Consider the following 25412-nt stretch of genomic DNA (forward strand, 5'->3'; position numbering starts at 1 on the left):
CCGCTGACCCGACGTCTTCTGCTCGCTGAACGCCGCGGCGATCGGTCACCGTAGGCTCGCCCCGTGCCCATCGAACGCGTCGACGTCCTCGTCGTCGGCGGCGGCCCCGTCGGGCTGTTCCTGGCGGCACTCCTGGCGGCGCAGGGCGTCGACGTCCGGGTGTGGGAACGCCGAGCCGAGCCGCCGACCGGTTCCCGGGCCATCGGCATCCACCCGCCGTCCCTCGACGCGTTCGCCGCGATCGGCCTGGACACCGCCGTGCTCGCCGAGGCGTCACTGGTGCATGCCGGCGTGGCCCGGAGCCGCGGTCGGACCCTCGGCACCCTGCGCTTCGACCGCGCGTCGCCGACCCACCCGTACGTGGCCACCCTCGACCAGCACCGCACCGAGTCCCTGCTCCGCGACCAGCTCCGGGCCAGCGCACCGAGCGCCCTGCGGACCGGCACCACCCTGACGGCGCTGTCCCGGCACCCCGACCACGTCGACGCCACCGGGACCGGACCGGACGGCGACACCGTGACGGTCCGTGCGGCCTTCGTCGTCGGGGCCGACGGTGCCCGGAGCGCCGTCCGCGACCTGCTCGGCATCGGCACCACCGGCCGGGAGTACCCGGACCGCTACGTGATGGGCGACTTCGCCGATCCCGAGGCGCCGTCGGCCCGGTCCGCCGCGCTGGTCGACGTGGGCCCGGACGGCGTCGTCGAGTCCTTCCCGCTGCCGGGTGCGCGTCGCCGGTACGTCGCCCTGGTGCCGGACGACGACGCGTTCGCCTCGGCCGAGGGCAGCTGGACGGGCACGCCGGACCCCGCGGTCGTCGCACGCCTGGCCGCACTCGTCGCCGAGCGCACCGGTGTCGTCCCCGACCACGCGACCTGCTCGATGACCAGTGGCTTCCGGGTGCGCCGCCGCACCGCCGACCGCGTGGGCGTCGGCCGAGCCGTGCTCGTCGGGGATGCCGCCCACGAGATCAGTCCGATCGGCGGGCAGGGCATGAACCTGGGGTGGCTCGACGCCGCCGAGTTGGCGCCGCTGCTCGCCGGAGCGGTCCGCACCGGCACGGCCGGGCCGTGGCCGGGCTACGCCGCCCGCCGCCAGGCAGCCGCCCGCCGCGCGGCTCGGCAGGCCGAGGCGAACATGGCACTGGGCCGTCCGCTCGGCCCCGTCACGGCGACCGGCCGGGAGGCGCTGCTCCGAACCGCCCTGTCCCTGCCGACCGCGCACGGCCTGGCCCGGCTCTACGCGATGCGCTGGGCCTGACGGCTCGCGTCCGGCGCACCGGCGCAGTCGCGCAGTCTGTTCCGCGTCGTCAGGCGACGAGTCGCGCGCCCGCGAAGCCGAGCTCGACGACGAGCACGAGCGACGACGCGATGACCAGCCGGAACAGGGTGCGTGATGCGCGCCCCGCGAGCACCAACCGGACGCCGACGACGGCGAGCACGGCCACCACGACGGCACCGAGGACCGCGAGCACGACGCCGAGGCCCCGCACCGGGTCGTCGCCGAGGACCTGTCCGCCGAGCACCAGTGCTGCAGCGACGACGAGCGAGGCGAACGCGACGATCCCCGCGCCGCGGAGCCCGAGCCGGTGCGGGAAGCCCCGCACCCCGGTGGCGGCGTCGTCGACCAGGTCGGGCAGCACGTTCGTGCAGTGGATGGCGATCCCGAAGACGGCCCCCGTGGCGATCGCCCACCACGCCGGCCACTGTCCCTCGGGCCCGGCCGCGACGGACACGACGGGCAGCAGCCCGAAGGCGACGACGAACGGCGCCACCGACCACACCGAACGCTTCAGCCCGGCGTCGTAGGCCCACCCGGCGGCGACCAGCACGAGGTGCGCGACCGCGGCGACCGGCCCGAGGAACAGCGAGAGCACCACGGCGATCCCGGCCGTGACGTAGGCGGCGGTGCGGACGGTGCCGACGGCGATGAGGCCGCGGGCGACGGGCTTGTCGCTCCGCCCGACGGCCCGGTCGCGGTCCGCGTCGATCCAGTCGTTCGCCAGCCCGATGGACAGCTGCCCGGCGACGACCGTCAGCGCCACCAGCACCACGAGCCACACGGGGTGCCCCACCGCGGCGGCGATCACCGCTGCGAGGACGGTCACGGTGACCGTGGGTCCGGGGTGCGACGACGCGAACAGCAGACGCGCGGTCGACGGGGTGCGGCTGGCGGTCACCCGGTCAGCGTACGGATCGCCCCTGCGCGGTCGTGGGGCGGATCACGGAACCGCCGTCACCTCGACGCTGAACCGGTCGACGAGCTCGCGCTTGAGCACCTTGCCGCTCGGACCGAGCGGCAGCGCCTCGAGGACGTGCACCACCCGCGGGTACTTGTACGCGGCGATCTCGGCGGCGACGAAGTCGACCAGGACCTGCGGCTCGACGGACGCGCCGGCGTGCAGGACCACCGCGGCCTCGACCTCCTGCCCGTGCACCGCGTGCGGCACCCCGAACACCGCGGCCATCGCGACGTCGGGGTGCGTGGCGAGCACTTCCTCGACCTGCCGCGGGTACACGTTGTAGCCGTTGCGGATGATCATGTCCTTCGTGCGGTCGACGATCGTCAGGTACCCGTCGTCGTCCTTCGTGCCCAGGTCACCGGTGCGGAACCACCCGTCGACGATGGCCTCGGCGGTGTCCTCGGGCCGGTCGAGGTACCCGTTCATCAGGTTGTGGCCGCGGATCACGAGTTCCCCGATCTCGCCGTGCGGCAGCATGACGATCGCGTCGCGGACCTCGGGGTCGGCGATCTCCACGTCGATGCCCCACACCGCGGTGCCGATGGTGCCGGGCCGCGGCGGTTGCCCGACGTGGTTGAAGGTGGCGACCGGCGAGGTCTCGGTCAGCCCGTACCCCTCGTGGATCGGCGCGTCGAAGACCTGCTGGAACCGCTCGAGCACCGCCAGCGGGAGCGAGGCGCCGCCGGAGATCGCGTACCGGAGCGTCGGACGGGCCTCGGACCGGGTCGCGGCGTCGAGCAGCGCCATGTACATCGTCGGGACGCCCATGAAGATGCCGCAGCCGTGCTCGACCATCGCGGCGAGCGCCGTGTCACCGTCGAACTTCGGCAGCATGACGAGCGTCGCGCCGGTCCGGAACCCGGTGTTCATCGTGCAGGTCTGCCCGAACGTGTGGAACAGCGGCAGGGCGCCGAGCAGGACGTCCCCGCGGTGCATGTCGAACGTCGTCATCAGGTTCGTGTTGACCTGTTCGAGCAGCGCGAAGTGCGAGCCCTCGGCACCCTTGGGCTGGCCGGTGGTGCCGCTCGTGTACAGGATCGTGGCGGTGTCGAACGGGTGCCGCGGCACGTAGGTGTCGAGCGGTTCGCTCTGCGCGGCCAGGGCCTCGAGTCGGTCGGGGCCGGCCGCGGACCCGTCGTCGGTCGTCGCCGGTGCGAGCACGGTGACGACGTCGACCCCGGCGAGCTCGGCACCGGCGGCGCCCTCACCGAGCAGCGGGGCAGCACAGACGAGCAGCGTCGCGCCGCTGTCGCGCAGGACGTACTCGATCTCGCGGCGCTTCAGCAGCGCGTGCACGGGCACGGCCACCGCGCCGAGGGCCAGCGTGGCGTAGTAGACCCGGGGGAAGTCCGCGACGTTCGGCACGAGCATCGCCACCTTCGACCCCTCGGTCACGCCCCGCGCGCGGAGTGCCCCCGCGTAGGCCAGGGTCTGCGCCCACAGCTCGGCGTAGGTCGTGCGGACGTCGCCCACGATGACGGCGACGTCGTCCGGGTAGCGTGCCGCCGACTCGGCGAGGATCGCTGCGACCGACGCGGTCGCGCGGGTGGTGTGGGTGTCGTGCATGCCGGTCTCCGTCTTCGTCGACGACCTCGTCGTCGTCACCGCCGATCCTACGGCTCGACCCGGCGGACCGGTCAGGCGGCGGACGCCGCAGGTTCCCGCCGGCGCACGAGCACCCCGGACGCCAGGGCGATCCCGAGCAGGACGACGAGTCCGCCGACGGGCTCGTTCCACCGCACCCGCTCCCCCAGCACGAGCACACCGAGCGCCACCCCGACCACCGGCGTCAGGTACGTGACGGTGGAGGCGCGACCAGCGCCCCACGCCTGCACGAGCCGGGTGTTCCAGGCGTAGGCCAGCCCCGTGCCGACGCAACCGAGCGCGATCATCGCGGCCACGATCCTCCCGTCCAGCTGCACCGGACCGGTCGCGATGACGGGCGCGACCAGCAGGAGCATCCCGGAGGCCAGCGTCAGCTGGACCGTCGCCAGCGTGACCGGGTCGTACGCGCTCGCCACCGCGACCCGGCGCAGGTAGGCGAGCCCGATGCCGTAGGACGCGGTCATGCCGAGCAGCGCGACCTGCCCCGGCACGCTCGCCAGGACCTCCGGGTCGGTCAGCACGTCCCACGGGCCGACCAGCACGAGCACCCCGACGATGCCGAGCACGATCCCGAGCACCTGCCGTCCGCGCAGCCGTTCGGACGGCACGAGCACCGCGAGCGCGGCCAGCGTCATGATCGGCGTCGTCGCGTTGTAGATGCTCGCGAGCCCGGACGGCACCGTCTGCTCGGCCCACGCCATCAGCGACGACGGCACCGCGTTGAGGAAGACCGCGACGACCGCCAGGTGCGCCCAGGTCCGCGGCTCCCGGGGCCACCGCCGACGGGTCGCCAGGAGCACCACGACCAGCGTGACCCCACCGAGCACGGTCCGCACGGTGGCGACCTGCTGCGGGGCGAGACCGTCGAGTCCGATCTTCGCGAAGAGGAAGCTCGATCCCCAGGTCAGGGCGACGAGGGCGTAGAGGAGGGGGTTCACGTGGCCTAGTGTCGGACCACCGGGTGACATGCGGCAAACGCATGTTGCTCATGCTGCCATGAGGAGGACGCATGACCGTCTCGGTCCAGCAACTGCGCGCGTTCGTCGCCACGCTCGACGCCGGGTCCTTCACCGCGGCGGCCGCAGCGCTGGGCGTCGGGCAGTCCGCGGTGTCCCACGCCGTCGCCGGGCTCGAACGCGAGGTCGGCGGCCCCGTGGTGCGCCGCGGCACGGTCGCCGCCGCCACACCGCTGGGCGACCGCCTGCTGGCCCACGCCCGCAGCGTGCTCGCCTCGGTCGAAGCCCTGGAGGCGGTGGTCCGGCCCGCGACGGCGCGCGGCACCGTGCGCCTCGCCGCCGTCCCCACCGTCTGCCAGGGCCTGCTGCCGCGGCTCCGCGAACTGTGGGCGGTGACCCTGCCCGACGTCGACGTGCAGGTCTACGAGGGGGACGACGACGAGATGCCGGAGTGGCTCGAGGCCGGCACCGTCGACGCCGCCGTGCTCGTCGACCCCTCGCCGGTGCCCGACGGCGGCGTGGTCGTGGCGCGGGACGAGATGGCCGCCGTGATCCGCCGCGACCACCCCCTCGCCGAACTGCCCGCGCTCACCCTCGACGACCTGCACGAGGACGGTCTGGTGGCGGGCGGCGGTGGCTGCGAGTACCAGATCCAGAAGCTCCACGAGCTCGACGGCCGCCCGTTCCGGTACGCCCACCGGGTGCGGGAGATGAGCACGATGTTCGGGATGATCCAGCGGGGCGAGGGCGTGTCGATCGTGCCGACCCTGGGCCGCGGGATGCTGCCGCCGGACCTCGTGATGATCCCGATGACCCGGCGGCTCGAACGGACCCTGGTGCTGAGCGGGCCGTCGTCCCGTGCGTGGCACCCGTTGGCGCGGGCGCTGGTGGACGCGGTCTGAGACGGGTGGCTCCTGGTCAGGCTGCTCCGGCAGCTCCGACCTTCGGCGGATCCGCTCGTCCCGACGGCTCCCTAGGCTCGGGGCATGACCTCGACCACGCTCCCCGCCGTGCCGCTCGGGCAGCGTGTGTGGTCCCAGACCTGGCGTGTCGCCGTCGCGGCCCTGACCGGGCTGCTCACCGCGGGGCTCGTGTGGCCGACGATGGACACCCGTGGGTGGAGCGACCTGCACGTCGGCGCACTGATCCTCGGCGACGTGGGTGCCGGTCTGGCCGCCCTCGTCCTCCTGCCGTTCCGGCACCGGGCACCGCTGGTGATCACCGTCGTCATCGGTGCCCTCAGCTCGGTGTCGACGTTGGCGGTCGGGGCGGCCGCGATCGCCACGGTGTCGCTCGCCACCCGGCGCCGGGCTGTCGAGCTCGCCGTCGCCGGTGTGGTGCTGCTCGGTGCCACGGTGCTCTACGACGTCGTCCTGGCGCCCCCGGCGGACGACATGCCGCTCTGGCAGATCTTGATCGCGGGCGTCGTCGGCATCGCCTTGCTCGTGGTCATCGGCATCGCGATCGGGCAGCGCCGGGCGCTCCTGCTGTCGCTGCGTGAGCGGGCCGCCCTGCTCGAACGCGACCAGCAGCTGCGCGAGGACCGTGCCCGCGAGCAGGAGCGCGCCCACATCGCCCGCGAGATGCACGACGTCCTGGGCCACCGGCTGTCCCTGGTCGCGCTGCACGCCGGTGCCCTCGAGTACCGCGGCCCGGGGCTCACCCCCGACGAGACCGCCGCGGCGGCCGGGGTCGTACGGGCCGAGGCGCACTCCGCGCTGACCGACCTGCGCGACGTCCTCGGGGTGTTGCGCGACCCCGCGGCGACCGGCGGCGACGAGGTGACCGGCACCGCGCCTCCGCAGCCGACGCTCGTCGACCTGCCCGACCTGCTCGACCAGGCGCGTTCCGGCGGTGCGACCGTCCGGGCGCGCGTCGACACCGACGGCGCAGCAGTGCCGACGGCAGTCGGCCGGCACGCCTACCGGATCGTGCAGGAATCGCTGACGAACGCCCGTCGGCACGCCCCCGGACAACCCGTCGACGTGGTGGTCGAGACCGTCCCCGGTCCCGGGGTCCGGGTGGTGGTGTCGAACACACTGACCGACGGACCTGCGCACGCGGACGCGTCCGGGAAGACCGCCGGGCACGGCCTGCGCGGGCTCGCCGAACGCGCCCGGCTCGTCGGCGGGAGCTTCCGCGCCGGCAGCGACGACGGACGCGTGCACGTGGTCGAGGCGGTGCTGCCGTGGACTCCGTGACCGCTCCCGTCCGCGTCGTCCTGGTCGACGACGACCAGCTCGTGCGCGTCGGGCTCCGCATGCTGCTCAGCGGCGACGACGGCCTGGTGGTGGTGGGCGAAGCGGGCGACGGGCTCGAGGCCGAAGGCGTCATCGCCGCGACCGCGCCCGACGTCGTGCTCATGGACATCCGGATGCCCCGGTGCGACGGACTCGTCGCCACCGAACGCGAACTGCGCCGCCGACCCGACCTGGCCGTCCTGGTGCTGACGACCTTCGAGGGGGACGACCTCGTGCTCGGAGCGTTGCAGGCCGGCGCCCGCGGGTTCCTGCTCAAGGACACCCCGCCGCACGAACTCGTGCAGGCCGTGCGGACCGTGGCGGCCGGGCGCTCGATCCTGTCCCCGTCCGTGCTCGACCGGGTCATCGCGTTCGCGGCCGGATCCCGCTCGGGCCAGGCGGCCGGTGGTCCGGGCGGCGCACCGGCCGGGCCACCGGTCGATGCCGCTGCGGACGACACCGAGGCGCGCCGGCTGCTCGCCCTGCTGACCGAGCGGGAGCGGGAGGTCGCACTCGCCGTGGCGAACGGGGCGTCCAACGCGCAGATCGCCGCCGACCTGTACGTGGGCCTGGCCACCGTGAAGACGCACGTCGGGCACGTGTACGAGAAGTTCGGCGTCGAGAACCGGGTGCAGCTGGCACTCGTGGTGCACGCGGCCCGGCGGGGAGAGCCGACCGGGTGACCGGGTGACCGGGTCGCCGGGGCGCCGGGTCGCCGGGTGACCGTGGGCTGAACGGTCGACGGTGCCCCCTCGGCAGGATGGACCGATGGCCGAGACGCACGTGAAGACGTTCACCACCGCGGACGAAGCGGCAGCCGAAGCCGCCGGGCTCGCCTGGCTCGCCGAGGCCGAGGACACCGGAGGCACCCGCATCGCCCGCGTGCTCGGGCGCCCGACCCCGACCGTGCTCGACCTCGAGCTGATCTCCGACGGCTCCCCCACCGCCGCCCAGGCGGAGCGGTTCGGCCGCTCCCTCGCGCACACGCACGCCGCCGGCGCCGACCACTGGGGTGCGCCGCCCGCCGGCTGGACCCGCGGTGCGGCGCTGCGGATGGGCCGCTCGCGCACGCCGTTCGTCACGGCCGAGCAGGCACCGGCGACCTGGGGCGAGTTCTTCGCCGAGTACCGGATCCGCGACTTCGTCCGCCGCATCGTCGACGCCGGCGGGTTCGACCACGCCGAGGCCGCCGTGTTCGAGCGGGTCGCCGCACGCATGCAGGACGGCACGCTCGGGTCGCCCCAGCCCGCGCTCGTCGGGGACCGACCTGCACGCCTGCACGGCGACCTGTGGGCCGGCAACGTCCTCTGGCCGACGGACTCGTCCGAACCGACCGGCGCCGTGCTCATCGACCCCATCGCGCATGGCGGGCACGCGGAGACCGACCTGGCACTGCTCGGGCTGTTCGGGCTGCCCCGGCTCGAGACGGTGCTCGCCGCCTACGACCGGGAGTCACGGCTGGCCGACGGCTGGCAGGAGCGCGTCGAACTCCACCAGCTCGCGCCGCTGCTGCTGCACGTGTTCCTGTTCGGCGGCTCGTACACCGGGGCAGCACTCCGGGCAGCGCAGCGGTACGCCTGACCCCTCGCACCGTGCGGCTTCGCTCAACCCGTGCGAGGTTGCTCGCCCCGGTGCCGCCGCCGCACCGTGCGGCCTCGCTCAACCTGTGCGGGGTCGCCCGCCCCGTGCCGGCGCCGCACCGTGCGGCCTCGCTCAACCCGTGCGGGGTTGCCCGCTCCGTGCAGCGCTACAACCGCGCACCGAGCAGGCGACCCCGCACGGACCGAACAACAGCGCACCGTGCGCCGCGCCGCCGCCCGCCACGCCTCCGCCCGCCGGCCAACCGCGCACCGTGCGGCCTCGCTCAACCCGTGCGGGGTTGCCCGCCCCGTGCAGCGCTACAACCGCGCACCGAGCAGGCGACCCCGCACGGACCGAACAACAGCGCACCGTGCGCCGCGCCGCCGCCCGCCGGCCAACCGCGCACCGTGCGTCCTTAGCCCGCACATAGCCGTCGCAGTGCAGCAGTCGGGGAACGCCCCGGATGCTCATCGACATGACCACGTACCCGATACCCGTGACCGACCGACGCGACCCCGCGCGCAGTGCCGCCCGGGATCGGCGCCGCCCGCCCCTCGCCCGACTGTTCCTCGGCGAGCGCGAAGACGCCCGCTGGCTCCGGCCGGCGTTCTGGGCGCTCCTGGCCGTGACCGCCGTGGTGTACCTGTGGGACCTCAGCGTCTCCGGGTACGCCAACAGCTTCTACGCCGCCGCCGTGCAGGCCGGCACGAAGTCGTGGGAGGCGTTCTTCTTCGGCTCCCTCGACTCATCGAACTTCATCACGGTCGACAAACCACCCGCCTCGCTGTGGGTGATGGTGCTGTCGGCCCGACTGTTCGGCTTCTCGAGCTTCAGCCTGCTGCTCCCCCAGGCGCTGATGGCCGTCGGTTCCGTCGCCCTGGTCTGGGGCACGGTCCGCCGCACCGTGGCCCGACTCGGAGCCACCACCGCGAACGTCGGCGCACTGCTCGCGGGCTTCGTCGTCGCAGCGACCCCGGCCGCGGCACTGATGTTCCGCTTCGACAACCCGGACGCCCTGCTCGTCCTGCTGATGACCGCCGGGGCGTACTGCACGGTGCGGGCGCTGCCGAAGGGCAGCTGGAAGTGGATCGCGCTCGCCGGGGTCGCCCTCGGGTTCGCGTTCCTGACGAAGATGCTGCAGGGCCTGCTCGTCCTGCCCGCCTTCGGCCTCGTCTACCTGTTCGCCGCCCGCACCGGCTGGGGCCGACGGGTGATCGGTCTGCTCGTCGCCGCCGGTTCCCTCGTGGTGGCCGCGGGCTGGTGGGTCGTCGCCGTGTGGCTCTGGCCCGCCGAGTCCCGCCCCTACATCGGCGGCTCGACGAACAACACCGTGCTCGACCTGGTGTTCGGCTACAACGGCCTCGGCCGGATCTTCGGAGGCTCGGGCAACGGCGGCGGAGGCGGCGGCATGACCGGCGGCACCGCCGGAGGCTCGTTCGGCGGCTCGACGGGCCTGAACCGCCTGTTCTCGTCCGAGATGGGGCTCGAGATCTCGTGGCTCCTGCCCGCGGCGCTCATCGCCCTGGTCGTCGGGCTGGTCGTCGTCGGCCGTCGGCACCTGGCCGATCCCGCACGCGCCGGACTGGTCCTCTGGGGTGGCTGGCTCCTGGTCACCGGACTCGTGTTCTCGTACATGTCCGGCACGATCCACCCGTACTACACGGTCGCCCTCGCCCCGGCCATCGCCGGACTCGTCGGCACCGGCGGCGCCCTGCTCTGGCACGCACGAGCCCGCTTCGTCGGCCGCCTCGGCCTCGCTGCGATGATCGGCGTGACCGCGTTCTGGGGCTGGTGCCTCCTCAACGAGAACCCGACCTGGCTGCCGTGGCTGCGCTGGGTGATGCTCGCCGGCGGGCTGCTGTCCGCGGCACTGATCGTCATCGGCAGCGTGCCGTCGCTGCGCCGACTCGTCACGGTCGGCGTCCTCGCCGGCACCCTGTTCGGCCTGTCCGGCACCACCGCCTACGCCCTCGCCACGACGACCGTCGCGCACTCCGGTTCGATCCCGAGCGTCGGTCCGGCGGGCAGCAGCTCCGGTGGGATGGGCGGCGGCACCGGTGGCTTCCCGGGAGGCACGGGCGGACCGGGTGGGTCGACCTCCGGCTCCGACGACGGCGGCTCCGACAGCACGTCCGACTCCCAGCAGGGTCCCGGCGGGACCCCGCCGGACGGCGCCTCCGGCGAGGCGCCGGAGATGCCGGACGGCACGTCCGGTACGGCACCGGGCAGTGGGCAGGACGGCACGGACGACGCGACCTCCGAGGGCGGGTCGGGGACGGGCCTCCAGGCCGGGGGTGGTGGCGAGGGCGCGTCGACCTCGTCCGCACTGCAGGAGCTGCTCGAGGCATCCGACGCGAAGTGGGCGGCCGCGGTCAACGGATCGCAGTCGGCCGCGCAGCTCGAACTCGACACCGACACCGCCGTGATGGCGATCGGCGGCTGGTCGAGCGACCCGGCACCGACGCTCGCGCAGTTCAAGGCCTACGTCGCCGACGGCGACATCGGGTACTACGTGTCGTCCGGCTCCGGCGGCGGCATGGGCGGCGGCTCGTCGACCGCGTCGGCGATCCAGGAGTGGGTCGCAGCGAACTACGGGTCGACGACCGTCGGCGGCCAGACCGTCTACGACCTGAGCAGCACGGAGTGACCGGCGACGAGGGCGCGGTGGATAGGCTCCGGGACATGCCCGGCACCCCGCTGCAGCGCACCGACGGCTCCCCCGTCCGCGCCCTCGTCGTCGACGACGAGCACGCCCTGGCCGAGGCCGTCGCCCTGGCGTTCGCGGGCGACGGCTGGGCCGTGCGGTCGGTGCACCGCGGGCGCGACGTGCTGTTCGCGGCCCGGGAGTTCCAGCCCGACGTGATCGTGCTCGACGTGATGCTGCCGGACATCGACGGGTTCGAGGTGCTCGAACGGCTCCGCGACGCCCGCGACGGCGTGCGGGTGCTGTTCCTCACCGCACGCGACGCCCCCGAGGACCGGCTCGCCGGGCTGACCGGCGGCGGCGACGACTACCTGACCAAGCCCTTCGGCATCGAGGAGCTGCTCGTCCGTGCGCGGATCCTGGCGCGCACCTCGGCCCGGGTCGCCGCGGCCGGGGCGAGCGCCGAGGTCGTGGTCGGGGACCTCCGCCTCGACGAGGACGCCCGCTCGGTCAGCCGTGCCGGGGACCGGATCGAGCTCACGCCGACCGAGTACGAGCTGCTGCGGCACCTGGCCCGGAACGCCAACCGGGTGCTGTCCCGCGAGCAGCTGCTGGCGAGCGTGTGGGGCATGGACTTCGGCACGTCGTCGAACCTGGTGGACATGTACGTGTCGTACCTGCGGAAGAAGCTCGACGCCGGACGAGAGCCGATGCTGCAGACCGTCCGTGGGGCGGGGTACGTGCTCCGGCCGGCGACGTGAGCCGCCTCGGGCGCACCGGGCGTGTGCCGTCGCTGCGCTGGCGGATCGTGGCGGCCGTGGCCCTGCTGCTCGTCGCGACCAACGTCGTCGTGGGGGCGGTGACCGTCGTCGCCTTCCGGGGGTACCTGGTCGACCGGCTCGACGCGGAGCTGTCGACGGCGGCGATGCGGACGGTCGGCGGACGGGACGGGGCCGAACCGCCGCCCGGGGCCTCCGGGCCGCCGCCGGGGTCGTCGTCCTCGTCGTCGTCGTCGTCCTCGTCGTCGTCCTCGTCCTCGTCGTCGGACTCGGATGATCTGCCGGATCCCGACAACGCCTTCATCGGTGCGCCGGGGCAGTCGGCGGGCACGGTCATCGCCATCGTCCGAGACGGCGACCTGGTGCTCGGTGGCTACACCGACGGGGACGGTGACCAGCGCCGCCTGACCGCGGCGCAGCAGCGGACGCTCGCCGCGGTGCAGACCGGCGGCGACCCCGTGACGGTCGAACTCGGCGCGCTCGGGGACTACCGGGCGCAGGCGGTCAGCGACGACGGCGACGTGTTCGTCACCGCGCTCCCCCTCGGTGACCTCGACGCCGCGATCGCCCGGTTGCTGCTCGTCATCGGGGTCGTCACGGTGCTCGGGCTCGCCGTCGCCGCGTGGGCGCTCACGGTGCTCGTCCGTCGATCGCTCCGTCCGCTCGAACGCGTCGCCGCGGTGGCGTCCGGCGTGACCGCACTCGACCTGGAACGCGGAGACCCGGACATCCCCGTCCGCGTCTCCGACGCCGACCTGCGCGCGAACCGCGAGGTCGCGCAGGTCGGCAACGCGCTGAACCGGCTGCTGGGCCACGTCGTCCGAGCGCTCACCGTGCGTCGTGACGCCGAGGCCGGCATGCGGACGTTCGTCGCCGATGCCTCGCACGAGCTGCGGACCCCGATCGCCACCGTCCGGGCGTACGCCGAGCTGTCGGAGCGGACCTCGAACCTGGACGCCGTGCACCGCAACGTCGAACGGATCGGACGTGAGGCCGTCCGGATGGGCGACCTCGTCGACGAGCTGCTGCTGCTCGCACGGCTCGACGCCTCGGCCCTGGCGTCGGGGGCGCCGGCGTCGCAGGTCGTCCGCGAGCCGGTCGACCTGACGTCGCTCGTCGTCGACGCCACGATGGACGCCCGCGCGACGGCGCCGGACCACCGGTGGACGCTGCAGATCGTGGACGACCAGCCGGTGCTCGTGGCCGGTGACGAGGTGCAGCTCCGACGGGTGGTCACGAACCTGTTGACCAACGCCCGGACGCACACGCCGCCGGGGACTGCCGTCGTGGTGTCGTTGCAGTCGGTGCCCGGGTCGCGGTCGGCGTCTGCGTCTGCGTCTGCGTCTGCGTCGGACGGTGCCGTCGTCCGCTTCGTCGTGGCGAACGACGGGCCGCCGATCCCCGCCGAGTCCCTGCCGACCCTGTTCGACCGGTTCACCCGGGGTGAGGCCTCGCGCTCACGGGAGCACGGCACGAGCGGCCTCGGGCTCGCGATCGTGCGGGCCGTGGTCGTGGCGCACGGCGGCATCGTGCGGGTCGCGTCCGAGCCCGGCCGGACCGCGTTCACCGTGGACCTGCCGGCCTCGGGCGCTTCGTGAGCAGAAGACGTCGGGTGCCGGGACCGCACTCGCCATCTCCTGCTCACCGAGTGCCGTCAGGGTCGCATACTGGTCGGAGAACACCGGACGAGGAGGCCCCGTGACGAACGCGTACGACAAGCTCCCGGGCCGCCCCGACCCCGCCGACCTGGTGGTCGAGGTCCCGGCGTTCGAGGACGACCGCCCCCAGCCCGAGCCCGCACCGCCCGCCGCGGCGCCGGAGCTCGTGGCCGCGACCGAATTCGCGCGCTCCTCGCACGCACCGCCCACGATCCGCCGGACACAGATGCGGGCGGGCGCCTGGATCGCGGGCGTCCCGATCGCGGCGCTCGTGGTCGTCGCGATCGTGCAGATCCTGCTGCCCCGCTGACCGAGAGCGTCACTGATATGTAGAGCGGTACGCCGTGGGGACGCGGTGGTGACGACAGCGACGAACGGGTACCGAGAGGTCTTCGTCGATGAGTCGAAGGTCAAGGACTACCTCCTCGTCGCCGTCTGCCTCGAACGCTCATCGACACGGGCCGCACGGTCGGCACTCACCGGCCTCGTCCTGCGTGGGCAGTCGCGCCTGCACATGCGGAAGGAGAACGACGCCCGTCGCCGGCTGATCCTCAGCACGATCGCGTCCTTACCGGTGGAGGTCACGGTCTTCCGTGCCGTCAAGGACGGGCGATCCGATACAGCACGCCGCGCTGCGTGCCTCAGACGACTCGTCGCCGCCACCGCGGTGTCCCCGCGCGTCAGCGTGTGCTTCGAACGGGACGAGACACTCATCCGCAAGGACCGACAGTGGATCGTCGAGGCGACGCGGGACTCGGGTGGCGCCCGTCTGGTCCACCGCCACGAGACGGCTGCACACGAGCCGCTCCTGGCCCTGCCGGATGCAGTCGGGTGGGCGTGGGCGAAGGGCGGCGACTGGAGACGTCGTTGTCCTCCGGAGATCACCGTGATCGACGTCTGAAACGCGCAGAACCCGAGCGCCCAACCGTCCGGATGGGTCTCGGGTCCACTTCTCGAAGCTCAACGCAACGAGCACGATCACGCTACCACCGTGCCATGTCACACGCCAGGACCGGCAGACGATGGCACGGCGATCGGGCGTCGTCCGGATCGTCAGACGATCGACCAACGTCGAGGCGCATCGCGTGCATCCGCGTCGGAGCGCACGCAGGCTGGGTCCTGTCCGAGCAAGACGACCCGAACGGGTCACCACTGCAGAGATGGGAAACACGATCATGAACTCGTTCAAGCGCAAGTCCGTGAAGCTCCTCGCCGGCACCGCCCTCGGCGGCGCCGTCATCGCCGGGGCGTTCGTCGCAGCCCCCGCGCAGGCCGCCGAGCCGGCGCCGCCCAGCACCTCGTCGTCCGTCGGCGGCAGCGTCAACGTCAACCTCGACCCGGTCGCGATCGTCAACGCGATCAAGGACGCGGTCAACGACCAGAGCGACCGCGGCGGTGCCGTGCAGGCGGCGCTCGACGTCGGCTACTGGAACGCCGGCAACCCCGACCGCCTCACCGTCGCGGTGGTCAACAAGAACCAGGACATCACCGTCGAGGGCGACGTCGCGGACGCCCAGTCGATCGACATCAAGGGTGGCAACTACGTCATCTACTGGTTCAAGGGCCCCGGCAAGGTCACCAACAACGGTGACGGCGGCTGGCTGAACTGGGGTGTGTTCGGCAACATCGAGCGCATCGACAACGTCATCCACGTCAACGGCGGCTGACTCCTCCGTTCGTCGGCGACGCCCCCTGGGACCTCGGTCTCAGGGGGCGTCGCCATTCGACCGCGCCGCTTCGATCGCCGACGGCCGGTTGCGTGCAGCCAGCATGAAGTCCCGCCGAGACCGGATCCAGCCCCGGACGAAGGCGACCGACACCAGCGCCGTCCGGTTCGGTGCGTTCCAGGACTTCATCAGCCGGCCGAGGTGCCAGGCGACGGCCTGCCGGCTGTAGGCGGTCTCCTTGGCGATGGCGTCGTTCGACAGACCACGGGCGGCGAGCGCCAGCATCCGTTCCTCGGTCTCGTCCAGGCCGGGCGCCGATGCCACCAGGTCGATGTCGTCGGTGCCGAGCGCTGTCGTCGCGTCCGCCGACGCCCCTCCGCGGTGCTGCGCCCAGGCCTCCGCCCAGCACGAGCCGAGTTCGTGCGCCACGAGTGATGCCCGGCTCATCGCGAGCATCGTCCGGCCGGCGTGGTCGATCGTCGTCGCGTGCTCGCGGGTGGCCGTGTGCATGACGAGGGCGAAGACACGGATCGCGGGCAGGGCGCCGCGGAGCACGACCGAGACGTCGACCTGCGGGTCGTCGGCGCTGGCGGCTGCGACCTCGCGGAGCCGCACGAGGCACTCCGGGTCGAGCGGCTCCCCACGCTCGACCGCGCGCAGTGCCGCGGGGAGCACGAGCGGGACGATCTGCTCGTACCGACGCCGGAGCCAATCGTGCCCGTCGGGTCGGATGCCGTGCAACGGTGGCGCGAGCAGCAGCTCCGTGAACTCCGGGCACCGCTCGTCGAGCGCCAGCCCCAGCCGCTCCCCGGGGAGCAGCACGGCCGTCCGTCGTGCGTCGTCGCGCTCGGTCGTCATCGTGCGTCGAACGTATCCGGACAACAGGTGTCGTGTCCGCCCCGTTCACGTGGTGTTCGTTCTTACCCGGGCCACAGCGCCCTGCCTCGGCCCCCGTAGCCCCGCTGCCGAGCATGAGCGGCATGACGGAGACGAACCAGCCCCTCGACATCGACATCGACATCGACATCGTCGTCCCCTGCTACAACGAGCAGGACACGCTCGCCGCCCACGTGCGACGGCTCCACGCCTTCTGCCGGACGTCGTTGCACCACTCGTGGCGGATCACGATCGCGGACAACGCCTCGAGCGACGACACCGCTCGGATCGCCGACGACCTCGCCGCGATGCTCCCCGGCGTGCATGCGGTGCACCTGCCCGAGAAGGGCCGGGGCCGCGCGCTCAAGGAGGTCTGGGCGGCATCGCCGGCGGCCGTGCTCGTCTACGTGGACGAGGACCTGTCCACCGACCTCGCCGCGCTCGAACCACTCGTGGCACCCCTGCTGTCGGGGCATTCGGACCTGGCGATCGGCACCCGGCTCGCCGGTTCGTCGCGCGTGGTGCGCGGCAGCAAGCGGGAGTTCATCTCGCGCTCCTACAACCTGCTGCTCCGGACGACGATGGGGGTGTCGTTCTCGGACGCGCAGTGCGGGTTCAAGGCGGTCACGAAGGCCGCCGCCGACCACCTGCTGCCGTTGTGCGAGGACGACGCCTGGTTCTTCGACACCGAGCTTCTCGTGCTGGCCGAGCACGCGGGACTCCGCATCCACGAGGTCCCCGTCGACTGGGTCGACGACGTCAACTCCTCGGTGCACATCGCGTCGACCGCGACCGAGGACCTGAAGGGCATGTGGCGGGTGTCGAGGAACATCGCCACCGGGCGGGTGCCGATCAGCACGGTCTACGCGGCGATCGGTCGGCAGCCGTTCACCCCACCGAGCGTGGGGTTCCTGGGGCAGGTCCTGCGGTTCGGGGCGATCGGGGTGCTCTCGACCCTGGCGTTCGCTGCCCTGTACGCCCTGTTCCGGCCGGCGATCGGTGCCCAGACCGCGGACTTCCTCGCGCTGCTGGTCACGGCGATCGGCAACACCGCACTGAACCGGCGGTTCACGTTCGGGGTGCGGGGCCGTGCGGGAGCCGGTCGGCACCACGTGCAGGGTCTGGTCGTGTTCGGCATCGCCTGGGCCATCACGTCGGGGTCGCTCGTGGTGTTGCACGCGTCGGTGCCGGGAGCCTCGCACGGTGCGGAGATCGCGGTGCTGACGGCAGCCAACCTGGTTGCGACCGGCGTGCGGTTCGTGTTGTTCAAGGCGTGGGTGTTCCGTGGCCGCCGACGCCCGGAGCTCATCCGCCCCGGCACCACCCCGGCGGCCGACGCCAGCACGGCGGTCACCGAACCGATCGCGACCCCCGAGCGCACCGGCGAGCGAGCAGCCTGACACTGTGCCGGGTCACCCACCCGGTGCAGGGTTGCACGGCGCCCGCGGCATGCCGCACCGTGCGGCGTCGGCCATCCCGTGCGAGGTTGCATGCTCCGTGCAGCGCTACGAACTCGCACCGAGCGTGCAACCTCGCACCAGCCGAACAGACCCGCACTGTGCGACACCATCACGCCCCACACCACCCGTGTTGCACGGTCGGTATACCAAGCCGTAGCATCGCCCTACCGCACCACCACCCCACAGGGCCCGACTGCCACCATCGGTCTGCCCGCGGCGAGCGCTCCATCGATGCAGCCCGCGCCGTCCGCTGCCGGCAACGCCCCACTGGACCCGCACGTGAACCCCACCTCTTTCGGTCTCTACGACCCTGCCCGCGAATCGAGCGATTGCGGCGTCGGTTTCATCACCCGTCTCGACGGGACGCCGAGCCACGACGTCATCCGCAAGGGCGACGAAGCGCTGTGCTCCATCCCGCACCGCGGCGGCAAGTCCGCCGAGGGTGTCGGTGACGGCGCGGGCGTCAGCATCGACCTGTCGGTGGAGTTCTTCAGCGCCATCACCGGCGAGCAGCTGCGCGCCGGGCACTTCGGCGTCGCGAACTGCTTCGTGCCGAGCAGCGACGGAGCCGACGGCACCGACGAGCGCGCCCGCGCCGAGCAGACCGTCACGGACGCCATCACGAACGAGGGCTTCGAGCTGCTGCTGGTCCGTGACGTCCCGGTGGACCACTCCGTCGCGCGCCCCGAGGCCGAGCAGTACCAGCTGCCGATCGTGCAGTGGGTCTTCCGTGCTCCGTCCGACTGGGACCGCACCGAGGTCGACGCCGCCGCGAACCGCGCCCTGCTCGCCATCGAGGCGGTCTCCTACGCCCAGGCCGCCGCCGAGCGCGCCGAGCACGCCGCCCTGTACCCGCTGTCGCTCAGCGCCCGGACCCAGATCCTGAAGGGCCGGCTGAACTCCGGCGAGGTGATCGGGTACTTCACCGACCTGCGCGACCCCCGGCACTCGGTGCGGACGCTGTACTTCCACACCCGGTTCTCGACGAACACCGAGCCGCACCCGACGATGGCGCAGCCGTTCCGCCTGATGGCGCACAACGGCGAGCTGAACACCGACCGCAAGAACCGGCTGTCCGACGAGGCGCTCGCGCGGGCCCGCACCCGGAGCATCGTGCGTCCGCCCGGGCAGTCGGACTCGAGCCGACTCGACCAGACCCTGCAGAGCCGTGTGTTCGACGACGGGCTCGAGATCATCGAGGCCGTGGTCTCGCTCATGCCGCCGGCGTGGGAGAACGACCGCACCCTGACCCCGGACGTCCGGGACATGCTCGAGTACTTCTCGCTGTACGAGGAGAAGAACGACGGTCCCGCCGCCGTGATCTTCAGCGACGGCGACGTCGTCGGCGCCCGCCTGGACCGCCTGGGCCTGCGCCCGCTGCGCACCGTCGAGACGGCCGAGTACCTGATGGTGTCGTCCGAGGCCGGCCAGGTCGAGTTCGACGCCGACGAGGTCGTGCACCGCGGCCGCATCGAGGCCGGCGGCATGCTCGTCGTCGACCACCGCACCGGCACCCGCATGCGTACGGGCGAGGTGCTGCACATGCTCGCGGCCCGCCGTGACTACGGCACCCTGCTCGACGCCGCCCGCGTGAACCTGGACGACGTGCCCGCTCCGGACTACGAGCGCACGACGTCCACCCTGGGCTACGACGGCGACCTGTCGCTCGCGGGCAGGTACGTGGCGTACTCGCTGAACCAGGAGAGCTTCCGGTTCATGCTCGACCCGATGCTGCAGAACGGGTCGGAGCGCATCTCGGCGATGGGCTACGGCAACGCGATCAACGCCCTGAGCGACACCGAGGGCGGCATGGCGAAGTACTTCTCGCAGCGCTTCGCCCAGGTGACGAACCCGCCGCTCGACTCGATCCGCGAGGCCGACGGGATGTCGATGCGCGTGGCACTCGGCGCGAAGCCGGACGGCACGGGCACCACGGGGCGTCAGCTCGTCGTGCAGTCGCCGATCCTCGGGCACCTCGACATGGTGCGCCTGCGCGAGCAGGACATCGTGCCGCTCGAGCGCTTCGACATGCTCTACGTGCCGGTGCCCGCCGACGAGCAGGCCAACGCCGACGCGATGCGCGGCGCGCTGGACGCCCTGTGCGACGCGATCGAGGCGTTCGCGGCGCGCGGTGGCGGGATCGCGGTCGTGACCGACCGCGAGGTGTCGTCGACCCATGCGCCCCTCCCCGTGATCCTGGCGGTGGCCGCCGTCAACCAGCGGCTCATCGAGACCGGTCTGCGCCTGCGGGTGTCCGTCGTCGCGGAGAGCGGTCAGCTGCCATCGTCACACCACGTCGCGACCGCGCTGGGCTTCGGTGCCGCCGCTGTGTACAGCTTGAGCGCTCGTCTGCGTGCGGAGGAGAAGTACCCCGCCGCACCCGCACCCGCCGGTGAGCTGACCGCGACCGACCTGGCGCTCAAGCAGTTCCGCAAGGCCGCCGAGAAGGCCCTGGCGAAGACCATGGGCCGTGTCGGCCTGTGCACCGCCGAGAGCTACATCGGTGGCGAGTTCTTCGAGCCGAACTACCTCGACACCGGCGACGACGTGCTCGCGCGGATCTTCCCGCACATGCAGGCCCCGGTCGGCGGCGTCGGCTTCGCGCGCATCGCCCAGGCGGCGACGGACTGGCACGAGCGTGCCCGCTCGGTGGCGTCCGAGGGCCAGGTCCCGCTGCTCGGCCTGTTCAAGGAACGCTCCGACGGCGCCGGCCACTCGTTCGGCGTCGCGAGCGTCCGCGGGTTCGGCGGCATGACCGAGGAGCGCCCGGCCTTCGAACGCTCCGGCGACTCGGACGCGCTGCGCCTGCTCACGCTCGGCCAGCTCGACGACTCGTTCGGCATCACCGACGCCGCGTACCGGAACACCGGGTACGACCGGCTGAGCGACGCCGAGATCGACGCGCACCGCATCACGCCGGGCTACGTCACGTTCCTGCAGACGACCCACGACGAGCGGTCCCGCCGCCCCGCCGCGCTCCGCGACGTGCTCGCGCTGCCCGCGGACGTCACCGGCATCGACACGGCCGAGGACTTCGCACGCGAGCTCGGCCGGTTCTCGACGAGCGGCAACGCCAGCGTCACCGTGCGCGGGCTCTCCGGCTCGCGTCCGTCGGACGACCAGGACCTGCCGGGAGGCACGGAGCGGTTCCGCCTGGAGCTCACGTCGACGGGGACCACGGGTGCACTGCGCCACGCGGCCCTCGCGGACGGCCTCGCGCTGCTCCACCCCGGACAGATCGACGTCGACGCCGTCGACGACAGCGCGGTGACGCTCCGCGCCACCGGTGCGGCGGTCGCCCTGCTCGCACTGCTGCAGAGCGCCCCGGCGAGTGTCGAGCTCGCCGAGGTGCAGCCGGCCCACGAGATCACCCGGACCCTGGCGTCCGGCGCGATGAGCCACGGCGCGCTCGTCGCCACCGCCCACGAGGCCGTCGCACACGGGACGAACATGGTCGGCGGCATGTCGAACAGCGGTGAGGGCGGCGAGCACCACTCCCGCTACGGCACCATCCGCGGCTCCCGCATCAAGCAGTTCGCCTCGGGCCGGTTCGGCATCTGGGCCGGCTACCTCGCCGACCCCATGCTCGAGGAGCTCGAGATCAAGATCGGCCAGGGCGCGAAGCCCGGCGAGGGTGGTCAGCTGCCCGCACCCAAGGTCACGGTGGACATCGCCGCGGCCCGCGGTGGCACGCCCGGCGTCGAGCTGATCTCACCGCCGCCGCACCACGACACGTACTCGATCGAGGACCTCGCGCAGCTCATCCACGACTGCAAGGCCGCCCGCGTCCGGGTGATCGTGAAGCTCGTCTCGTCCGAGGGCATCGGCACCATCGCGGTCGGCGTCGCGAAGGCCGGCGCCGACGTGATCAACGTCGCGGGCAACACCGGCGGCACCGGCGCCGCGGCCGTCACCAGCCTGAAGTACGCCGGCCGTTCCGCGGAGATCGGCGTCGCCGAGGTGCACCAGGCCCTGGTCGCGAACGGCCTGCGCCAGAAGGTCACGCTCCGCTGCTCGGGTGCGCACCAGACCGGCAGCGACGTCGTCACGAGCGCCCTGCTCGGCGGCGACAGCTTCGAGTTCGGCACGACCGCGCTCATGATGCTCGGCTGCGTGATGGCGAAGAACTGCAACGTGAAGTGCCCGGCGGGCCTGACCACGAACGCCGAGGCGTTCGAGGGCGACCCCCGCGCGCTCGCGCAGTACCTGCTCAACATCGCCCACGACGTGCGGCAGATCCTGGCCCGGCTCGGCCTGCGCTCCCTGCGCGAGGCCCGCGGCCGGACCGACCTGCTGCAGCTCCTGGACCACCCGGCGAGCGTCGGCCGGCTCGACGCCCGTGCCCTGCTCGCTCAGGTGCCGGAGAAGTTCGTCGCGGACCCGGAGTACCTGGAGAAGGACTTCCACACCGACGACGCCCTGCTCGAGCGCGTCCGCACCGCCCTCGTCGACCACGCGCAGGAGCACGTGCTCGTGCACGGCGTGCTGCTCGGCAACGCCGACAAGTCGGTCGGTGGCCAGCTCGGCATCGACCTCGAGCGCCTGCTCAACCACGAGCTCCGCGCCGAGGACGTACAGGGCCTGCCCGCCGTGACGACGGACGACCGCGGACGCCGCCGGCTGGTGGACGGCGCGGTCACGATCCGCACGCAGGGCTCGGCCGGGCAGTCCTACGGCGTCTTCAACAACGACGGCGTCGTGCTCGAGCACACCGGCACCGCGAACGACGGCGTCGGCAAGAGCCAGAGCGGCGGACGGATCATCGTCCGCGCCCCCGGTGGCGGCAGCGCCGAACAGGGCGGCAACGTGCTGGTCGGCAACTTCGCGCTGTTCGGGGCCACCGGCGGCCGCACCTTCGTCGAGGGCGAGGCCGGCGACCGGTTCGCCGTCCGCAACTCCGGCGCGACCGCCGTCGTCGAGGGCGTGGGCGACTTCGGCTGCGAGTACATGACCGGCGGCGCCGTGTTCAACCTCGGCGCGTTCGGCAAGGGCCTCGGCAACGGCATGTCCGGCGGATTCCTGTACCAGTACGACCCCTCCGGCCAGGTCGCCGAGCGTGCCAGCACGGACTCGCTGCTGGTGTTCCCGATCACCGACACCGAGCGCGGTGCGTTCCACGAGGCCGCCGCCCGCCTGCTGCTCGAGTGGCACCTCGAGGCGACGGGTTCGGCCCTGGCCGAGCGGCTGCTCGCCGAGTGGGACACCGCCCGCGCGCACGTGTACGTCGGCATGCCCCGTGCCCTGCTGCTCACGCAGGACGCCGGCGAGATCCTCGCGGCGGCGACCCGGCCCGAGCTCCTCGACGAGCTCGCGACCTCGATCGCCACCGACAAGCTCCGCGCGTTCAAGCTCGACTACCGCGACCAGCGCACGGTGCTCGACGGCCGTGCCCCGGCGCTCGGCGACCAGGGCGAGGACATGTTCTCGCTGCTGTCGTCGTACACGGTGCTCGGGGTCGCCCAGGACGTCGCCCTCGAGCGCGTCCCGGGCGCGTTCGGCACCGCCGACCCGCGAGTGGCCGAGGCCGTGAAGAACCTCGTGCTCACCGAGGACTTCTCCGTCAAGCAGCGCGTCGTGAAGTACCTGCGCGGCACGCTCGACCGGTTCGCCGACGACCAGCTCGCGACGCTCATCGCGATCAAGCGGCTCGACGACTACAAGCGCGCGCTCACGCAGCGGAACAACCGCAGCATGGACGCGCCGGGCACCACGGGGTGGATCATGCACCAGAACGCCAAGAACGACGGCCGCGTCCGCGAGGCCCGCTTCGACGAGCTGCTCGCCACCGCGGCGCTCGAGGACATCGCCCGCCGTGCACCGCAGGCGCCGGCCGAGGCGGTGACCGCGTGAGCCTGCTCCCCCCGACCGGGTCGCTGATCCCCGTCGACGCACCGTTCTCGGCCGCCCAGGAGTCCTGGCTCGCCGGGTTCATCGCGGGCATCGCCGCCGCCGGCAAGAAGGTCGCAGCCAGCGCGCCCACGACGACGATCGACGTGCTCTTCGGCACCCAGACCGGCAACGCCGAGTTCCTGGCCGACGAGCTCGTCGCCGGCGCGAAGGCCCGCGGACTCGGCGGTCGTGCCAGTGCGCTCGACGCCGTCACCCCCGAGCAGCTCGCCGAGATGTCGCACGTGCTCGTCGTCACCTCGACCTACGGCGAGGGCGAGATGCCCGACAACGCCGGGCTGTTCTGGGACGCGATCCAGGCGAGCACCGTGCCGCGGCTCGAGGGGCTGCAGTACGCCGTCCTGGGCCTCGGCGACACGAGCTACGACGAGTTCTGCCAGGCCGGCAAGCTCCTCGACACCCGGTTCGAGCAGCTCGGCGCGACCCGGATCCACGACCGCGTCGACTGCGACGTCGACTTCGAGGACCCGGCCGCGCTGTGGACCGCGGCGGTCCTCGACCGCCTCGCCGCCGAGGCCGGCGCGACGGCTGCACCCGGCGCGACCACGGGCGGTGGTGCCGGCGACGGTGCCGCCGCGACCGGCGGGGCGGGCGCGAGCCGTGCCTCCCGGCCGGGGTCGCAGTGGAACAAGCGCAACCCGTACCCGTCACGCCTGGTCGAGAACCGGCTGCTCTCCTCGCCGCGCAGCGCGAAGGAGATCCGGCACTACGAGTTCGACCTCGGTGACTCGGGCATCGAGTACGCGGCCGGCGACGCCCTGGCGGTCGTGCCCGTGAACGACGAGGTCTTCGTCGCGGACCTGCTCGAGCAGGTCGGCGCGAACGGCGGCGAGGCGTTCGACGGCCGGCCGATCACCGAGGTCCTGCGGACCGACCGTGAGATCCGGACGCCCTCGAAGGACCTCATCGCCGACCTGGTGCAGCGCGCGCCGTCGAGCGAACTCGCGGCCGTCGTGGCGCACGGCGACAAGCACGAGCTCGACCGCTGGCTCTGGGGACGCGACGTCCTCGACCTGCTCCGCGACGCCGGCCCGGCCGCTCCGGGACTCGACGAGCTGCTGCCGAACCTGCGGCCGCTGCAGGCGCGCCAGTACTCGATCTCGTCGAGCCCGCTGGCGCACCCGGACCGCATCCACCTGACCATCGCGTCGGTGCGCTACGGCGACCCGCACCGGATGTACGCCGGTGTCGCGTCGACGTTCCTGGCCGACCGGGTCGACCCGGACGGCACCGTCGACGTCTACCTGCAGCCGAACGCGTCGTTCGGGGTGCCGGCGGACGAGTCGGCCCCGATGATCATGATCGGACCGGGCACCGGAGTCGCGCCCTTCCGCGGGTTCCTGCACGAGCGCGCGGTGTCCGGGGCGACGGGGCGAAACTGGCTGTTCTTCGGTGACCAGCACCGGGACACCGACTTCGTGTACCAGGACGAGCTCACCGAGCTGCAGGAACAGGGCGTGCTCGACCGCCTCGACCTGGCGTTCTCGCGCGACCAGGCCGAGAAGGTCTACGTGCAGACGCGGATGCTCGAGCGCTCGGCGGAGCTCTTCGCCTGGCTCGAGGACGGCGGCCACGTGTACGTCTGCGGCGACGCCTCACGCATGGCGAAGGACGTCGAGGCTGCGCTGCTCCAGGTCATCCGGATCGGACGCGCGCGCGGCGAGGACGACGCACAGGCGTACCTGGCCGACATGCGTCGCGCGAAGCGGTACGTGCGCGACGTCTACTGAGCCGCGTGCAGATCTGATGAGTCCGCCCCGGCCACGGAACCCGAATCCGATGGCCGGGGCGGTCCCGGAG

At 72.9% G+C, this 25412-nt stretch carries 18 protein-coding genes; 14 read left to right on the forward strand and 4 right to left on the reverse strand.

The window, feature by feature from the left end; translation table 11 throughout:
- Positions 1-63: 63 nt before the first annotated feature.
- Positions 64-1257, forward strand: a complete 1194-nt coding sequence (locus DEJ11_RS14475) for an FAD-dependent oxidoreductase (protein WP_258375452.1) — start codon at positions 64-66, stop codon at positions 1255-1257.
- 49 nt (positions 1258-1306) lie between these two features.
- Here the strand turns inward: DEJ11_RS14475 and DEJ11_RS14480 are convergent, their stop codons facing one another.
- From DEJ11_RS14480 to DEJ11_RS14490, 3 genes are all read right to left on the reverse strand, one after another.
- Positions 1307-2176: a UbiA family prenyltransferase gene (locus DEJ11_RS14480; RefSeq protein ID WP_111104024.1), complete on the reverse strand. Its 870-nt coding sequence runs from the start codon at positions 2174-2176 to the stop codon at positions 1307-1309.
- Between the two features lie 42 nt (positions 2177-2218).
- Positions 2219-3805 carry a long-chain-fatty-acid--CoA ligase gene (locus DEJ11_RS14485; protein WP_111055111.1) on the reverse strand — a complete coding sequence of 529 codons (1587 nt, stop codon included), beginning with the start codon at positions 3803-3805 and terminating at the stop codon, positions 2219-2221.
- Positions 3806-3876: 71 nt separating this feature from the next.
- Positions 3877-4782, reverse strand: a complete 906-nt coding sequence (locus DEJ11_RS14490) for a DMT family transporter (RefSeq protein ID WP_111104023.1) — start codon at positions 4780-4782, stop codon at positions 3877-3879.
- Positions 4783-4853: 71 nt separating this feature from the next.
- Here DEJ11_RS14490 and DEJ11_RS14495 point away from each other — a divergent pair, with 71 nt between their 5' ends.
- The 10 genes from DEJ11_RS14495 to DEJ11_RS14540 all read left to right on the forward strand — a co-directional run bounded on the left by DEJ11_RS14495 (position 4854) and on the right by DEJ11_RS14540 (position 15369).
- Entirely contained in the window at positions 4854-5702 is an 849-nt protein-coding gene (locus tag DEJ11_RS14495) for a LysR family transcriptional regulator (protein WP_111104022.1), read from the forward strand.
- 84 nt (positions 5703-5786) lie between these two features.
- Positions 5787-7001, forward strand: a complete 1215-nt coding sequence (locus tag DEJ11_RS14500) for a sensor histidine kinase (protein ID WP_111104021.1) — start codon at positions 5787-5789, stop codon at positions 6999-7001.
- Positions 6989-7723, forward strand: a complete 735-nt coding sequence (locus DEJ11_RS14505; protein WP_111104019.1) for a response regulator transcription factor — start codon at positions 6989-6991, stop codon at positions 7721-7723. The genes DEJ11_RS14500 and DEJ11_RS14505 overlap by 13 nt, the downstream gene beginning before the upstream one ends.
- An 85-nt stretch (positions 7724-7808) precedes the next feature.
- Positions 7809-8621, forward strand: a complete 813-nt coding sequence (locus DEJ11_RS14510; RefSeq protein ID WP_111104018.1) for a fructosamine kinase family protein — start codon at positions 7809-7811, stop codon at positions 8619-8621.
- 475 nt (positions 8622-9096) lie between these two features.
- Positions 9097-11268 (forward strand): ArnT family glycosyltransferase, encoded by a 2172-nt coding sequence (locus DEJ11_RS14515; RefSeq protein ID WP_258375450.1) that lies wholly within the window; start codon positions 9097-9099, stop codon positions 11266-11268.
- Between the two features lie 35 nt (positions 11269-11303).
- Positions 11304-12026, forward strand: a complete 723-nt coding sequence (locus DEJ11_RS14520; protein ID WP_111047288.1) for a response regulator transcription factor — start codon at positions 11304-11306, stop codon at positions 12024-12026.
- A complete protein-coding gene (locus tag DEJ11_RS14525) occupies positions 12023-13642 on the forward strand; it encodes a sensor histidine kinase (RefSeq protein WP_111104017.1) in 1620 nt (539 codons plus the stop codon). Before DEJ11_RS14520 ends, DEJ11_RS14525 begins: the two co-directional genes overlap by 4 nt.
- A 100-nt stretch (positions 13643-13742) precedes the next feature.
- Positions 13743-14012, forward strand: coding sequence for a hypothetical protein (locus DEJ11_RS14530; protein WP_071406090.1), 270 nt, complete (start codon positions 13743-13745; stop codon positions 14010-14012).
- 48 nt (positions 14013-14060) lie between these two features.
- The gene (locus tag DEJ11_RS14535) at positions 14061-14603 is read left to right on the forward strand and encodes a hypothetical protein (RefSeq protein WP_146250073.1); all 543 of its coding nucleotides are present in this window, start codon (positions 14061-14063) and stop codon (positions 14601-14603) included.
- A gap of 259 nt (positions 14604-14862) precedes the next feature.
- On the forward strand, positions 14863-15369 hold the full coding sequence (locus tag DEJ11_RS14540) for a hypothetical protein (protein WP_245165815.1): 507 nt from the start codon (positions 14863-14865) through the stop codon (positions 15367-15369).
- 39 nt (positions 15370-15408) lie between these two features.
- Here DEJ11_RS14540 and DEJ11_RS14545 read toward each other — a convergent pair whose 3' ends face one another.
- Positions 15409-16227 carry a helix-turn-helix transcriptional regulator gene (locus tag DEJ11_RS14545; RefSeq protein ID WP_111104013.1) on the reverse strand — a complete coding sequence of 273 codons (819 nt, stop codon included), beginning with the start codon at positions 16225-16227 and terminating at the stop codon, positions 15409-15411.
- A gap of 113 nt (positions 16228-16340) precedes the next feature.
- On the opposite strand from DEJ11_RS14545, the gene DEJ11_RS14550 reads away from it, so the two are divergent.
- The 3 genes from DEJ11_RS14550 to DEJ11_RS14560 all read left to right on the forward strand — a co-directional run bounded on the left by DEJ11_RS14550 (position 16341) and on the right by DEJ11_RS14560 (position 25342).
- Entirely contained in the window at positions 16341-17645 is a 1305-nt protein-coding gene (locus DEJ11_RS14550) for a bifunctional glycosyltransferase family 2/GtrA family protein (RefSeq protein WP_111104012.1), read from the forward strand.
- Positions 17646-17984: 339 nt separating this feature from the next.
- Positions 17985-23555, forward strand: coding sequence for a glutamate synthase-related protein (locus DEJ11_RS14555; protein WP_111104061.1), 5571 nt, complete (start codon positions 17985-17987; stop codon positions 23553-23555).
- Entirely contained in the window at positions 23552-25342 is a 1791-nt protein-coding gene (locus DEJ11_RS14560) for a sulfite reductase subunit alpha (protein ID WP_111104011.1), read from the forward strand. The genes DEJ11_RS14555 and DEJ11_RS14560 overlap by 4 nt, the downstream gene beginning before the upstream one ends.
- Positions 25343-25412: the final 70 nt, after the last annotated feature.

It is taken from the genome of Curtobacterium sp. MCLR17_058 (assembly GCF_003234705.2).
Lineage (GTDB): Bacteria > Actinomycetota > Actinomycetes > Actinomycetales > Microbacteriaceae > Curtobacterium > Curtobacterium flaccumfaciens.

Bases quoted from the DNA above. Each gene is read 5' to 3' on its own strand.
- DEJ11_RS14550 (WP_111104012.1), top strand. From the start codon at position 16,341: ATGAGCGGCATGACGGAGACGAACCAGCCCCTCGACATCGACATCGAC.
- DEJ11_RS14515 (WP_258375450.1), top strand. From the start codon at position 9,097: ATGACCACGTACCCGATACCCGTGACCGACCGACGCGACCCCGCGCGC.
- DEJ11_RS14540 (WP_245165815.1), top strand. From the start codon at position 14,863: ATGGGAAACACGATCATGAACTCGTTCAAGCGCAAGTCCGTGAAGCTC.
- DEJ11_RS14485 (WP_111055111.1), bottom strand. From the start codon at position 3,805: ATGCACGACACCCACACCACCCGCGCGACCGCGTCGGTCGCAGCGATC.
- DEJ11_RS14495 (WP_111104022.1), top strand. From the start codon at position 4,854: ATGACCGTCTCGGTCCAGCAACTGCGCGCGTTCGTCGCCACGCTCGAC.
- DEJ11_RS14545 (WP_111104013.1), bottom strand. From the start codon at position 16,227: ATGACGACCGAGCGCGACGACGCACGACGGACGGCCGTGCTGCTCCCC.
- DEJ11_RS14510 (WP_111104018.1), top strand. From the start codon at position 7,809: ATGGCCGAGACGCACGTGAAGACGTTCACCACCGCGGACGAAGCGGCA.
- DEJ11_RS14500 (WP_111104021.1), top strand. From the start codon at position 5,787: ATGACCTCGACCACGCTCCCCGCCGTGCCGCTCGGGCAGCGTGTGTGG.
- DEJ11_RS14520 (WP_111047288.1), top strand. From the start codon at position 11,304: ATGCCCGGCACCCCGCTGCAGCGCACCGACGGCTCCCCCGTCCGCGCC.